Origin of the sequence: uncultured Algibacter sp., assembly GCF_947487605.1 — a bacterium.
GTDB lineage: Bacteria > Bacteroidota > Bacteroidia > Flavobacteriales > Flavobacteriaceae > Algibacter_D.
In genome coordinates, this window is the sequence record NZ_CANKXK010000007.1 from 64,352 (window position 1) to 77,944 (window position 13,593).

Here is a 13,593-nt window from a genome sequence, read left to right on the forward strand (position 1 = left end):
GATATACAGTATTATTTTCTAACTCTATTTAAAACCGAGTTATTTTATATCTAAAAACACCCCGCCAGAATATGCTGGTGCTGCATAGATAAGTTCACCAGAGATAGCACCAGTAAAGTTAAAAGAAATCCCTAGTTTTTTAGTAATATAATACGCAACTTCAGCACCTAAACTCACATATTCAATATTATTTGCAAAAATACTTCCCTGTGCAGTTTGTGCACTTAAATCTCCATTTTGAAAGGATTCTAATAAATCTGCACGCCCTATTAACCATAACTTATTTTTTAAAAGATTGGCACCTAACTCTAAACCACCTCTAAATTCATCAGAGAAATCTTCAGTTCTATTATTGAAACCCACATAGGTTTTTGCATAAAATGGAACTGCTCCTAAGTTAAAAGATGTTCCAAGGTTGGTTTGAATTAATTGATTAAATTCTCCGTCACCAGTTTGAAAACTACCATCGCTTCCTCCTGCATTATCACCTGTTGGAATACCTAACTTTAAAGAAACAGACAAGGCAAGATAATCTGTTTTAAGTAAGCCATATCTAGCACCTATTTCAATATCACCAATACTATTAAATGCTTCACCTTCATCGATAATTTGACCTGTAGTTCCTGAAACATCATCAAATTCGACTGCTCTTGAAAAAAATGGGATATAGGTTATGACATCTAGTTTGTCTAAAAGACCATATTCTCCATAAAAACTAATATTAAATTGGCTTCTTGTAATATTTGGATCTTTTTTACCTGTATCTGTGTAATGTTTATCAGCTTCTAAATACCAAGCAGATAGCTTATAATAGCCATTACCTTTCCCTTTATTCCATTGCGAAAAAACAGTATTAGAAGTTAAAAAGGCAAGTGTTACTATTAGTATAATCTTTTTTGAATTCATCATCTTAAAATCGTAAGTTATTAATCGTTTATTTTTCCTTCTCCTACTTTAACTCCAAAAGGTTTACACCAATACAAGACATAAGAATAATCATTAATTCCCTTGTTATTTATGGTGTAAGAATGTGCGCCGTTAAAAGTGGTTACAGCGCCAATTTCAAGAGCACTACCAATAGAATTTGGGTTGTTGCTTAAATAAATATAAAGCCCTGGTAAAGCTGTTGTAGCTTCATAATTACTTTCTATAGAAAGTTTTAGGTTGCTAGTGTTTTCTATTTCTGATAGTGTAAAATCACCCTTTAAAGTATAGCTACTTGTTGTTACTATAGTTCCTGATTTTGAATTTGGATTTTGTGAGCTTTCGGTTATTGTGATATCTGTAGTATTTTCTATAGTATTCCCATTTACAATCGTTTCTGCTTTTATGGTAGCAGATCCTGCGGAAACACCTGTAACTAGACCTGAGCTATTCACCGTTGCCACAGATGGGTTGTTACTTGTCCAAGTGATAGCTGCTGCTTCTTGTTCACCTAAATCATTATAATAAGCTACATTATATTGATAAGTTTCAGAAACTTGAATACTTCCTGTTGGGTTTAGAAAAACAATTTCTTCCATTTTTGGACCAGAAGTATCTGGAGTAATGGTTATAGAAATTGTATCATCTACAGTTTTATTATCTACTATAGCTTTAGCAATTATATTAGTTGTGCCTTCAGAAACACCTGTAACCAATCCAGTTGCATTTACAATGGCAATTGAAGGGTCTTCACTAGACCAATCTATATCAACTGTTGCTTCTTCACCAATATTATTGAAGAATTTAACGTTAAGTTGAAAAGATTTGTTAGCCTCAATAGTTTCTACAGTACTTAAAATACGTACTTCTTCAGCAATGGCATCGTCTCTGATATCTTCTCCAATACAGTTGTACAAAAGGGCAGTAGTAATTAAAATAAAAAGTAAATGTATTTTTTTCATGATATGGTATTTTGAAGATATAGGTCGTCACCATTAGTTTAGCATTACATAAAAAAATTAAAAAAAAATAAATTATATGAAAACGTATGAATAGTGTCGTCTTTTTAACGAAACACAAAAAGTCAAGATGACTTCTTAGTGAAAATTGAAAGTTTTGTACATAGAATTGATGATTTAACGTAAAATTTATTTTAAAATAGTTTTTATATTGCAAACCACTATTAACAACTAAATAATAAGCTATTAACCTTGTGTTTATAGCTTAATAAACAACTAAAACTACATTATTATGACTATTAATCAATCTGAAGTTTCGGATAGAATCAATTCATGGCTAATGCCAACATTTGATGCCGATACGCAAGCACTAATTAAAGATAGTCTTGCAAACAATCCTGAAGATATTCAAGAAAGCTTTTACAAAGATTTAGAATTTGGTACGGGAGGTATGCGAGGTATTATGGGTGTAGGAACCAATCGTATTAATAAATACACATTAGGTAAAAGTACCCAAGGCTTAAGTAATTATTTACATAAATCGTTTCCTAATGAAACACCGAAAGCTGTAATTGCCTATGATTGTAGGCACAATAGTAAATCATTAGCAAAGGTTGTAGCCGATGTGTTTTCGGCTAATGGAATTGAAGTTTATTTATTTGAAGATTTACGTCCAACTCCAGAGTTATCATTTGCAGTAAGACACTTAAACTCCCATTGTGGTATTGTATTAACAGCTTCTCACAATCCACCAGAATATAATGGCTATAAAGTATATTGGCAAGATGGCGGTCAGTTGGTACCACCTCATGATGATTTAGTTATCTCAGAAATAAATAGTTTAGATTATTCAGATATTAAATTTGAAGCAAATGCAGATTTAATTCATTTAATCGGAAAAGATATAGATGCTGAATTCATTAAAGCATCAGTCAGCAATGTGAGTTTTAATACGTCTCAAGAAGCAAAAGATAATACAACTATTGTGTTCACATCGCTTCACGGAACGTCAATTACAGCAGTTCCAGACACTCTAAAACAAGCGGGTTATAACAATGTACATATTGTAAAAGAACAAGAAGTGCCAGATGGAGATTTTCCAACAGTAGTGTCTCCAAACCCAGAAGAGCCAGAAGCATTAAAAATGGCACTTGAACTTGCTGATAAAGTTAATGCAGATATTGTTATAGGTACAGACCCAGATTGTGACCGTTTAGGAATTGCTATTCGAAATTCAGAAAATGAGTTGCAATTACTCAATGGGAATCAAACCATGTTAGTGATGACTAGTTTTTTATTAAAACAATGGGAAAAACAAGGTAAAATAAAGGGTGAAGAATTTATTGCATCAACTATTGTGTCAACACCAATGCTTACTAATTTAGCGAATCATTATGGTGTAGATAGTAAAATTGTACTTACTGGCTTTAAGTGGATTGCTAAGTTGATTAAGGATTATCCTGAGCTAGACTTTATTGGAGGAGGTGAAGAAAGTTTTGGGTATATGGTTGGCGATTTTGTAAGAGATAAAGATGCAGTTACGTCAACACTTTTGGCTATTGAAATTGTAGCTCAAGCTAAGGCTAATAACAGTTCTGCTTATGATGAGTTAATTGCATTATATGTAGAACATGGCTATTATAAAGAACGATTAATTTCATTAACTAAAAAAGGAATAGAAGGCGCACAAGAGATTAAACAAATGATGATTGATGCCCGAGAAAATCCTTTAAGCGAAATTAATAAGTCTAAAGTTGTAAAAATAGACGATTATCAATTATCCATTTCTAAAAACCCAATTACTGGAGAAGAAAAGTCAATTGATATTCCAAAATCGAATGTGTTAATCTATACTACTGAAGATGGAACACAATTAGCTTTAAGACCTAGCGGCACAGAACCAAAAATAAAATTCTACATCAGTGTAAACACTAATTTAGAAAGTGCTTCTGAGTTTAAAGAAACTGAAGCTGCTATTGAAGCTAAAATTGATGCTATTGTTAAAGATATGAAGCTTTAATAATGCTTTATAAGTAATTGAACTTAATCAATAAAGAGTTAGTTTCAATATTAAATAACTTTTCTTATCTCCCGCACCACTTGCATTAATGTAATTAAACACATTTAAAGTAAGCGGTTAAATAGACACAAAAGGTGTTAAATTGTTTAGTAATGCGATAGATTCGAAAAAAAATTGTAATTTGATAAAAAAAATGATGTTTCCTATTTCATACTTTTTTATCTAATATTGATGCTTATTTACCATTAATTTCTTTTTAAAAGTATTATTAAGGTAAATTTAGATTAGTTCTTTTTTGAATGAACCTTTATATTTTTTTTATATAATAGGTATAGTTGTATTTAGTTGGCCTTCTATTTAATATTAAATTGATAGAATTAATAGGCTATAATTGTATGTTAATCTCTCTTTAATAATTTAATTAATCTTATGAGTTTTAAAAACAAGAAAGTACATCGGGAAATAACGCCTTTAATTGCTCAGGATAGTTTTTTGGTTTTAGATAGAGTAAAGACTTTTTACGAATTCCCAATTCATTTTCATCCAGAATTTGAACTTAATTTTATTTCAAACGGAAAAGGAATCAAAAGAATAGTAGGGGATAGTGTAGAAGAAATTGAAGATTTAGAACTTGTTTTGGTAGGGCCAAATTTGTATCACGGTTGGAAACATCACAAATGCACATCCAACGAAATGCATGAAATTACCGTTCAGTTTAGTGAAGATTTATTTCATGATAAATTTTTGCAAAAAACAATCATGAAACCGCTTAGAGACATGTTTAACAAATCTAATAGAGGTATTTTGTTTTCTAAAGCGGCAAGTGAAGCTATGTATCCAAGACTATGCAAAGTAGCAAAACTTGATGGTATAGACCTTTATTTAGAAATGGTTTCTATTTTGTATGATTTGGCGAATTCGAAAAATCAAGAATTATTATCATCCTTAACACTTCATATTGATAGCTTTCAGAATAGTGAGAGGATTAAAATAATAAATGATTTTATCCATCAAAATTATGATTCTAAAATAACCTTAGAGCAAGTTTCCGTATTAGTAAATATGAGTTCTGTGTCTTTTAACAGATTTATAAAAAGCAGAACAGGTAAAACCTTTATTGAATACTTAAATGATGTTCGTATTGGGTACGCGTCTAGGTTTCTTGTAGAAAAAGATTTAAGTATTTCTGAAATTGCATTTACCTGTGGTTTCAATACGCTTACAAATTTTAATAGGCAATTTAAGAAGCAAAAAGGCTGTACACCTACAGCTTATAAAGAAAACTTTAATGGTTTAAAACGGGTTATTTAACTTGCTTTTACCAGGAAATTAATTGGTAGAAACACTTGCCGATGCATTAAACTGTTTTGCGTAATCTGAAGGCGATTTATGCATAATTTTTTTAAACTGTCTATTAAAATTAGAAATATTATGAAACCCCGAAGCTTCGGCAACCTCTTGGATGCTCATGGTTTGTAATTCATTTTTTCTAATTAAATCGCTAGCATAATTAATACGCATTTCCGCAAGAACTTCTTTAAAGGTTTTAAGGGTTCTTTTTTTGAAAAATCGACAAAAAGCAGTTTCAGATAAATTGGCTACTTCGGCAACTTGTTTTAGCTGAATATCGTTTTTGAAATTTTGAATCATAAAGTTATACACCTCATTCAATCGGTGGTATCCAACCGTATGGTATTGCTTTGTAAAATGACCAGAACTTAATGTTCTGTACTCATCAGATTCAGAGAGTATATTTAGTATTTCTAATAATAAAACCAAGCGGTTGGCGTATGTGGCGTCAACCAATTGGATCATTTTTTTCTTGATGCGCTTACTTGTTTCACCATAGATAGATAGCCCACGTTTAGAGGCGTGTACCATTGCTCTTATTTTAGAGCATTCGGGCAATTCTAAAAAGGAATCTCCAAATATTTCAAAATTAAATTGCACTACGGTTAAAGCAATTGGGATGCCATTCTTTTTTACTGTGCTGTCATTTTCCTCTTCAATAAAACAATGGGGCAAATTTTTGCCAATAAATACCAAATCGTCTTTTTCCATAAGCTCAACACTATTGCCAACAAAGCGTTTCCCGCTACTATTTTCGGTTAATGTTAATTCAAATTCTGGATGGTAATGATATTGCATATGCAAAGAGGCGCAGTAATCCTTTTTAACAAAAAAAGATTGATTTGATAATTTAGGTACTTTTTCAAAAAAAGGTTTCATGAATATACTTTTTTGGCTAATAATAATACTGGATTACCTAAAATTAATGATTAATTGCGGTAGTTTGCTAATTTTAGACTATAATTTTTAAAAAAAATGATTTTGGCATGGTAGCGAATAATGAAAATAAAGTAGCAGTAATGGATTATATGAAGGTTGTAAACAGATTACAAGACCCATATATTGCAGCAGAAAAAGCTTGGAAACCCATCCATCAAGAACGTATAAATCAAGATATTTTAACAGGTTGGTATTTGTATAAAGTGCATTTTGCTTACGAAGGAAATGACTATAACTATGCCACCATAAATACCTATGATGCATTTAGTAAATTAGAAGATCCTTACCCTAGAGAGATTATAGCAAATACCCACCCAGATAAAGGATATGATGGTTTTGAAGATATTACCGAAGAAGCTAGAAAAAAAGTGAGATCAGAAATGAGTTATTTGGTAAATAATGCCATTAAAACAAATCAAAAAACACCTTCAAAATACTTAAAAGTTGCTTTTATTGAAGTCCATGAAGCTAAAAAAGATTTGTATAAACAAAACGAGGATAGCCTTTGGAAACCTGTGCAAGAAAAATTAAACGCTGATGGTGTTCAAGATTGGTGGGCTGTTTATCAATTAGAGTTTCCACATGGTACAAATGCCAATTATCAGTTTATCACAGTTAGTGCGGTTTCAGAGTTTAAAAAACTTGAAGAACTGGACTATTTTGGAGCGTTTAAAGAAGTGCATCCAGACAAAGATTTTGATGAAGCTGTGGCAAAAACCTTAGATATACGGTCTGCATATCGCGCAGAATTATGGGAACTTGTTGATTTCTTAGAGAAATAGAAATAATATAATACGTTCAACTAAATATGAAACATCTTTTAATAGTATTTGTAGCGTTAATTAGCAATATTGCCATGTCACAAGGACTTCCAGACCAGATAGCAGTGATGGACTTTGTGAAAGTGGAGTCAGGTGAAAAAGAATCCTATCTTCAGATGGAGAATACTTGGAAAAAAGTGCATCAAGAAAGAATTAAACAAGATATTATAACGGGTTGGTATTTATATAAAGTGCGTTTTGCAGGAACAGAGTATAACTATGTAACAATAAATACCTATTCAAGTTTTAATAAACTTGAAAACCCATATCCAAACGAAATTATTGCAAATGTTTCTTCTGATAAAAATCTAACTGAGAAATCTGGAAGTAAGATAAAATCAGAAATGTCTAAATTGGTGGCGTTTACAGGTAAAAACAAGCCTTCTAAATATATGTTAATGGCTTTTATTGTTGTAGATGAAAAAGATAAAGGTGCTTACGTAAAAGGCGAGAATACCATTTGGAAACCTACCCATAAAGAGTAGATAGAAAACAGCTCTCAAGATTGGTGGGCAGTCTATCAATTGCAATTTCCTCATGGGTTAAATGTAAATTATCAGTTTGTAACAATTAGTGCCGTTTCAGACTTTTCAGATATCGATAAATTAGATTATTTAGGAGCATATAATAAAGCTCATAAGAATAGAGATTTCAAAACAGATGTTACCAATACGCTAAATACAAGAACTGCACATAGAGCAGAGCTTTGGGAGTTGGTTGACTATTTAGAGAAATAAATATTTAATTCAAAAGATTTTACAAGATGAAATATAAAACGTTTTCAAATTTAGGAGAAGATAAATTACCAGTCATAGGTTTTGGATGTTGGTCTATTGGTGGCGAATGGAATAATATTGAAGATAAAGAATCTATAAAAGCCATACATACAGCATTAGATTTAGGGGTTAATTTTTTTGATACAGCACCTGTTTACGGTAAAGGACATTCCGAAACTGTTTTAGGTCAAGCCCTTAAAGGAAAAGACCGAGAGTCCTTTTTTATAGCCTCTAAATGTGGTTTGGTTTGGGATGAAAACATGCATGTAGATGTGAATTTAAGTCGTGAAAGTTTAATTAAAGAAATCGATAGGTCTTTAAAACGTTTAGGTGTAGATTATTTGGATGTTTGGCAATGCCATTGGCCAGATGTGAATACCGATTTGAAAGAAACCATTGAAGCTATGGAAGAAATTAAACAAATGGGTAAAATTAGGCATATTGGATTGTCTAACTATTCTATGGATAATTTAAAATTAGCAAATAGTTATGGAAAAGTAGCCTCATTTCAAGGCTTGTATAATATGTTAGAACACAATCCGTCATCTTATCATAATATACCGTTAACCTATAAAGCAAAAGATGAAGTGCTGCCTTATTGCGAAGCACATGGAATGATGTTTTTACCATACAGTCCATTATTTCAAGGTTTGCTAACAGGAGCATTTAAAGCTACTGGTAATTTTGATGAAAACGATAAACGTTCAGAAAACCCAAAATTATTAGGCGATTCTTTAAAACAATTTCTTGCCATTGTTGATGAGCTGAAAGTTTTTGCAAATACTATTGAAAAACCACTATCGCAAATAGCCATTAATTGGCTTGTGAATCAAAAAGCAATCGGCCCCGTAATTGCAGGATTAGATAAAGAACTTTACGCTAAAGATACCGTAGCATCGTTAGACTGGGAATTAACTCCGAGCATGCAACAAGAAATAGATAAAATATTGAATAAGTATGATTTGGATGCGATTTAAATTCTAAATGACTACGATAAATCAGAAGAATGAAAGCATACATTTTAAGAGATAAAAAAATAAAACTTGAAGAGGTTGAAATTCCTAAAATAGGAGCAAATCAAGTTTTAATAAAAACAAAAGCCTTAAGCTTAAATCCTGTAGATTACAAAGTAACCCAAGGAGCCTTTAATCTTGAAACACCCAGAATAGTAGGGCATGACGTAGCGGGAGAAGTTGTTGCTATTGGAGAAAATGTCTCTCATTTAAAAGAAGGTGAGCGTGTGTTTGGTATGGTAAATATCTTTAAAACAGGAGCCTTTGCTGAATATGTATGTGTAGATAGTGCCATTGTGAGCCGTATTCCAGAACATTTAAGTTATAAAGAAGTTGCAGGTATCCCCTGCGCAGGATTAACAGCGTGGCAAGCTATTAATGAGAAAATCAATTTAAGGCCAAACCAAACTATTTTTATTACTGGTGGCGGAGGTGGTGTTGCTGGTTATGCTATTCAATTTGCTAAATTAAAAGGCGCATCCGTAATAACTACAGCCAGTAAAGATTTTGATAGAATACGTAGCCTTGGTGCAGATTATATTATCAATTACAAAGAAAAAGATGTGGCAAAAGAGGTGATGCGTTTAACTAACGATAGAGGTGTAGATTATATCATCAATAACATTTCATCTAAAGACATAGAACAATACACTTCGGTATTACGCTACAACGGTATTATAGTGGGAATTGCGGGCATACCAAAAACTTACCCTTTTCCACCGTTTACTAAAGCCGCAGGAATTATTGAAGTTGCCTTAGGCGCGGTATATACATCAGGTGATGTGCAACAAATGCAAGAAATAGCTCAAACAGGAGAGCAGATAGCAAGCTTGATTGCTGAAGGAAAAATCAATCCAAATATTACACAAGAAATTGTCTTCAATGAAATCCCAAAAGGCTTAAATAGATTTGCTGAGGGAAGGTCTGGAGGTAAAATGGTGGTTTCTTTGTAACTTGAATTAGATTTTTTAAGAATTACCATAACTCTACAAGGTCTTTTTCTAATCTTGCAGGAGTCATTGTTGGGTGTAGTTATTTTTTACTCAAAGATTTTAAAAATTCGTCAGCTGTCATAACGGGTAACAAAGATTTTTTAAAGTCCTTTCCGTTTCTTGTTATTATAATTTCGCATTCTGATTCGGTCGCACTAAAATATTGTAAAGCATCTTCAAAATCCTTTATAGAAGAATTAAGTCCCTTTTCAATCGTTTGTTCATTCAGAGGGCATATTTCGCTTATTATTTTAAATTTTCTTAGTTTTTCCTTCGATATTTTTTCATTCTCAAATTTTGAAAGAAAATAGTTTACTGTGGCGAATGAAATAGGAGAAACAACCATTATCAATTTTTCTTTTTCTGCTAGAGTTGCTATTTTCGCAATAGATTCATAAAAAGGTTTTCGCGCTCCTAAAAAATCCAACATTACATTGGTGTCTATAAAAATCCTTTTACTCATTTATATTTCTCAATTAAAAAATCAGAATATTCTTTTTTATAGTCCAAGTCTGCTGGAATTTCAGTTCCTGTTGTAATGCTTTTCACGAATGGTGAAATCTCATATTCAGCAATGTCGTTTTCTGAAGTCAAGGATTGTAAATAAGTCTCAACAATTCTTGATAAACTCATTTTTTTGTTAGAAGCATATTTCTTGGCTTTTTCAATAACCTTTTGATTAAGCTTTAAAGTCAATTTTGTATCCATAATCAATTATTTTATACGTACAAAAATATAAAAAAAACACGTATAAATCAATTTGTTTCGACTTTTTTCGGTAAAGTCTTATTATGGCTAACATAAAGTTATGTTGGTAAAATTCAGTTGATTAAAAATATTAAAAACTCTCGTGTTAAGCATATTTTTCATAAGGCTATTCTTCAACAATACTTCAATATAACTATCACCCATAAAGTAATAGTAATATCACTAACTTTTCAATTCAGTTTTTCAATTCATACTTTTATTAATCTTCCCGCAACTGTTGTTGGTCGATTAATTTAATCGTATAATTAAGTATTTGAATAAATTTACTTAGTTGCAGAAATATGATTTATATTAAAGAAGCTTGCGTAGAAAGTGTTAATGAGGCGGTAAAGGCTGAAGAATTGGGTGCCGATAGGATTGAACTTTGTAAAGATTTGGATGTTGACGGCTTAACACCTGATTTTTCTATCATCAGAGAAGTTTCAAAAAAAGTTAAAATTCCTATGAGGGTCATGATTCGTCCAAGGACAGGCAATTTTGTTTATTCTGAAGATGAAATACATCTAATGATAAAGCAGATTGAACAGTGTAAACAGATTGGAGTAGCAGGTGTTGTGTTTGGAGTTCTAAATGAAGACCGTAAACTTGATTTGAAAGCTATTAATAGGTTGATTAAAATAACGTTACCAATGGATGTTGTTATTCATAAAGCGATTGATGTAACACCAAATATTTTTGAATCGGTAAAAGTATTAGAATCCCTAAACCAGAAATTAACCATATTAACTTCTGGAGGAAAGGCAACCGCAGAAGAATCTAAAGAGGATTTAAAACTATTGGTAAATACAGTCAATAATAATATAGAAATACTTCCTGCTGGGAGCATTACTAAATATAACGTTGAAGCACTCCATAATTTTATTGGGGCAAAAGCGTATCATGGAAAAAAAATAGTAGGCGATTTAAATTAGTAAATATGAAGAAACCACTTTTATTATTGAGTCTAGTAATAGTGCTGTTGGCATGTTCCAAAGAACAGGCAAATGATTTGACAAACTATGTTGACCCAATTCAGAAATTAATGCAGAAACTATAGAATCAACCTATTATTTATATGAAATTACAGGAAAAGAGGAATGTTTAATATGGTCTGATGTTAAAAAGTATTAGAAATAATGCTGCGCTTAATTCCATAAAAGATATAAGAACTATGAAGTCAAAAGATTATTTAACGACCAATGTGTTTGCAGAAACCTTAAAATATTTTTACATTGCTTTCTCGCAAGGTGAATTTGATTTTGATGCACATGTTTTTAATCAAAAAGAATTCCTCGACGCTCTGCGTCGGGGTTTCCATTAAAATTGTCATTCCCGTGAAATCGAAGATTCATGAATCCAATGATTTAAATATGAATTAATGAATAAAACGGGAATCTAAATATAAAATTTCGATTTTTGACCATTAAAGGTCAAAATAAAACGAGTGAAATACCCCCTATGGCTCTGCCTCGGAGATAGTTCGTTTCAAGAAATTTTTTATTACAGAAGCACATACATTTAAAAAAACAGAGTTTGACCCTGAAGAAGCCAAAAAGCGTTTGGGGTATTAATTTTAATAATCCGATATAAACTATTTTGACCTTATTTTGAGTTTTTTTTAATAAGGTCTTTTTTATATAAAAACTAAAATAAGCTACCACTTAAAAATTAATTTATGCATAAAGAAAAAACAACTTTAGTTCCTAAAAATTTAATGCTTCCATTTATTATGGTAACTTCATTATTTGCGCTTTGGGGTTTTGCTAATGCTGTAACAGACCCTATGGTACAGGCGTTTAAGAAGGTGTTAGAGTTGTCAAATTCGCAAGCAGCTTGGGTGCAAATGGCTTTTTATGGCGGGTATTTTTGTATGGCATTACCAGCCGCTATGTTTATGCGTAAATATTCATATAAAGTTGGTATTTTAATTGGGTTGGCTTTATTCGCTACAGGTGCTTTATTATTCTATCCCGCAGCAAGTTCAGAAAGTTTTGTTTTTTTCTGTATTGGACTTTACATACTTACGTTTGGTTTAGCTTTTTTAGAAACCGCTGCTAACCCTTACGCCTTGTCTATGGGGCCAAAAGAGACGGCAACCCAACGTTTAAACTTAGCTCAAGCATTTAATCCAGTCGGACTTATTGCTGGTTTGTTTGTCGCCCAACAGTTTGTGTTAAAAAGACTAGAATCTGATGATATTGAAGATTTTTCTGCTTTAGATGAAGCATCAAAAATTTTAATAAAAACCTCTGACTTACTTGTTATAAGAAACCCTTATGTGATATTAGGGCTTGTGTTAATTGGTGTTTTTATAGTGTTTGCCTTAAGCAAAATGCCGCAAGGTAAAGCAGAGGGAGATATGCCTAGTATAGGCAACACGTTTGCCAATTTATTTAAGAAACCTAAATACGCCCTTGGTGTGTTATCACAAATATTATATGTTGGGGCGCAAATTATGTGCTGGACATATATTTATCAATATGCTGAGGCTATCGGAATGGATAGTGTAACTGCTGGTTATTACCAAATGGCTGCATTTATAATTTTTACCATTGGTAGAGCAGTAGGTACAGCCATGTTAAGAACAATGAGTGGTGGGAAATTATTAATGCTATTTGCTATTGGCGCAATGGTGTGTTTATTTGCTACCATCTTTATAACGGGTATGATAGGGCTTTACGCATTGGTTGGTGTCTCGTTTTTTATGTCCTTAATGTTTCCAACTATTTACGGTATAGCTTTGGGTGATTTAACTGAAGATGAATCTAAAGTAGGTTCTGCGGGGTTAATTATGGCTATTGTTGGTGGAGCTTTAATGCCTAAATTACAAGCTATGATAATGGATATCGGTGGCGAAAAGGTTAATGATACTATTATTCTTGGTGTTTCAGAAGTTAATTTCTCGTTTGTTTTACCCTTAGCATGTTTTGTGGTTATAGCATTTTATGGTAAAATGGCAAGTAGAATGGCTGTCGTATAAATTTTTAAACTGAGGAATACATATTTAAAAATTGATACATATTTATCTATCAATCTTTCATGTTTTAAATCC

15 protein-coding genes are annotated in these 13,593 nt (G+C 32.0%); 10 read left to right on the forward strand and 5 right to left on the reverse strand.

Annotated elements, in window-relative coordinates:
- Window positions 1-39: 39 nt before the first annotated feature.
- Both Q0739_RS09570 and Q0739_RS09575 read right to left on the reverse strand, forming a co-directional pair.
- On the reverse strand, window positions 40-909 hold the full coding sequence (locus Q0739_RS09570; RefSeq protein WP_298238500.1) for a hypothetical protein: 870 nt from the start codon (window positions 907-909) through the stop codon (window positions 40-42).
- Window positions 910-926: 17 nt separating this feature from the next.
- Window positions 927-1,886 carry an Ig-like domain-containing protein gene (locus tag Q0739_RS09575; RefSeq protein WP_298238501.1) on the reverse strand — a complete coding sequence of 320 codons (960 nt, stop codon included), beginning with the start codon at window positions 1,884-1,886 and terminating at the stop codon, window positions 927-929.
- A gap of 289 nt (window positions 1,887-2,175) precedes the next feature.
- Here Q0739_RS09575 and Q0739_RS09580 point away from each other — a divergent pair, with 289 nt between their 5' ends.
- Window positions 2,176-3,903 carry a phospho-sugar mutase gene (locus Q0739_RS09580; RefSeq protein WP_298238502.1) on the forward strand — a complete coding sequence of 576 codons (1,728 nt, stop codon included), beginning with the start codon at window positions 2,176-2,178 and terminating at the stop codon, window positions 3,901-3,903.
- Window positions 3,904-4,332: 429 nt separating this feature from the next.
- On the forward strand, window positions 4,333-5,214 hold the full coding sequence (locus tag Q0739_RS09585; protein ID WP_298238503.1) for an AraC family transcriptional regulator: 882 nt from the start codon (window positions 4,333-4,335) through the stop codon (window positions 5,212-5,214).
- A gap of 18 nt (window positions 5,215-5,232) precedes the next feature.
- On the opposite strand, the gene Q0739_RS09590 is transcribed toward Q0739_RS09585, so the two are convergent.
- Window positions 5,233-6,132 carry an AraC family transcriptional regulator gene (locus Q0739_RS09590; RefSeq protein ID WP_298238504.1) on the reverse strand — a complete coding sequence of 300 codons (900 nt, stop codon included), beginning with the start codon at window positions 6,130-6,132 and terminating at the stop codon, window positions 5,233-5,235.
- A gap of 107 nt (window positions 6,133-6,239) precedes the next feature.
- On the opposite strand from Q0739_RS09590, the gene Q0739_RS09595 reads away from it, so the two are divergent.
- From Q0739_RS09595 to Q0739_RS09615, 5 genes are read left to right on the forward strand one after another with little or no spacing between them, the layout of a single operon-like run.
- Window positions 6,240-6,974: a hypothetical protein gene (locus Q0739_RS09595; protein ID WP_298238505.1), complete on the forward strand. Its 735-nt coding sequence runs from the start codon at window positions 6,240-6,242 to the stop codon at window positions 6,972-6,974.
- A 26-nt stretch (window positions 6,975-7,000) separates the two neighbouring features.
- Window positions 7,001-7,498, forward strand: coding sequence for a hypothetical protein (locus tag Q0739_RS09600; RefSeq protein ID WP_298238506.1), 498 nt, complete (start codon window positions 7,001-7,003; stop codon window positions 7,496-7,498).
- A 39-nt stretch (window positions 7,499-7,537) separates the two neighbouring features.
- Window positions 7,538-7,750 (forward strand): hypothetical protein, encoded by a 213-nt coding sequence (locus Q0739_RS09605; RefSeq protein WP_298238507.1) that lies wholly within the window; start codon window positions 7,538-7,540, stop codon window positions 7,748-7,750.
- A 26-nt stretch (window positions 7,751-7,776) separates the two neighbouring features.
- Window positions 7,777-8,766 carry an aldo/keto reductase gene (locus Q0739_RS09610; protein ID WP_298238508.1) on the forward strand — a complete coding sequence of 330 codons (990 nt, stop codon included), beginning with the start codon at window positions 7,777-7,779 and terminating at the stop codon, window positions 8,764-8,766.
- A gap of 29 nt (window positions 8,767-8,795) precedes the next feature.
- Window positions 8,796-9,755, forward strand: coding sequence for a zinc-binding dehydrogenase (locus Q0739_RS09615; RefSeq protein WP_298238509.1), 960 nt, complete (start codon window positions 8,796-8,798; stop codon window positions 9,753-9,755).
- A gap of 79 nt (window positions 9,756-9,834) precedes the next feature.
- Here the strand turns inward: Q0739_RS09615 and Q0739_RS09620 are convergent, their stop codons facing one another.
- Window positions 9,835-10,257: a PIN domain-containing protein gene (locus Q0739_RS09620; protein ID WP_298238510.1), complete on the reverse strand. Its 423-nt coding sequence runs from the start codon at window positions 10,255-10,257 to the stop codon at window positions 9,835-9,837.
- Complete coding sequence (locus Q0739_RS09625; RefSeq protein WP_298238511.1) at window positions 10,254-10,502, reverse strand: DUF6364 family protein; 249 nt, start codon at window positions 10,500-10,502, stop codon at window positions 10,254-10,256. Before Q0739_RS09625 ends, Q0739_RS09620 begins: the two co-directional genes overlap by 4 nt.
- 341 nt (window positions 10,503-10,843) lie before the next feature.
- On the opposite strand from Q0739_RS09625, the gene Q0739_RS09630 reads away from it, so the two are divergent.
- The 3 genes from Q0739_RS09630 to fucP all read left to right on the forward strand — a co-directional run bounded on the left by Q0739_RS09630 (window position 10,844) and on the right by fucP (window position 13,521).
- Window positions 10,844-11,473, forward strand: coding sequence for a copper homeostasis protein CutC (locus tag Q0739_RS09630; RefSeq protein WP_298238512.1), 630 nt, complete (start codon window positions 10,844-10,846; stop codon window positions 11,471-11,473).
- Between the two features lie 182 nt (window positions 11,474-11,655).
- A complete protein-coding gene (locus Q0739_RS09635; RefSeq protein WP_298238513.1) occupies window positions 11,656-11,862 on the forward strand; it encodes a glycoside hydrolase family 47 protein in 207 nt (68 codons plus the stop codon).
- Window positions 11,863-12,216: 354 nt separating this feature from the next.
- Window positions 12,217-13,521 carry an L-fucose:H+ symporter permease gene (fucP, locus tag Q0739_RS09640; RefSeq protein WP_298238514.1) on the forward strand — a complete coding sequence of 435 codons (1,305 nt, stop codon included), beginning with the start codon at window positions 12,217-12,219 and terminating at the stop codon, window positions 13,519-13,521.
- Window positions 13,522-13,593: the final 72 nt, after the last annotated feature.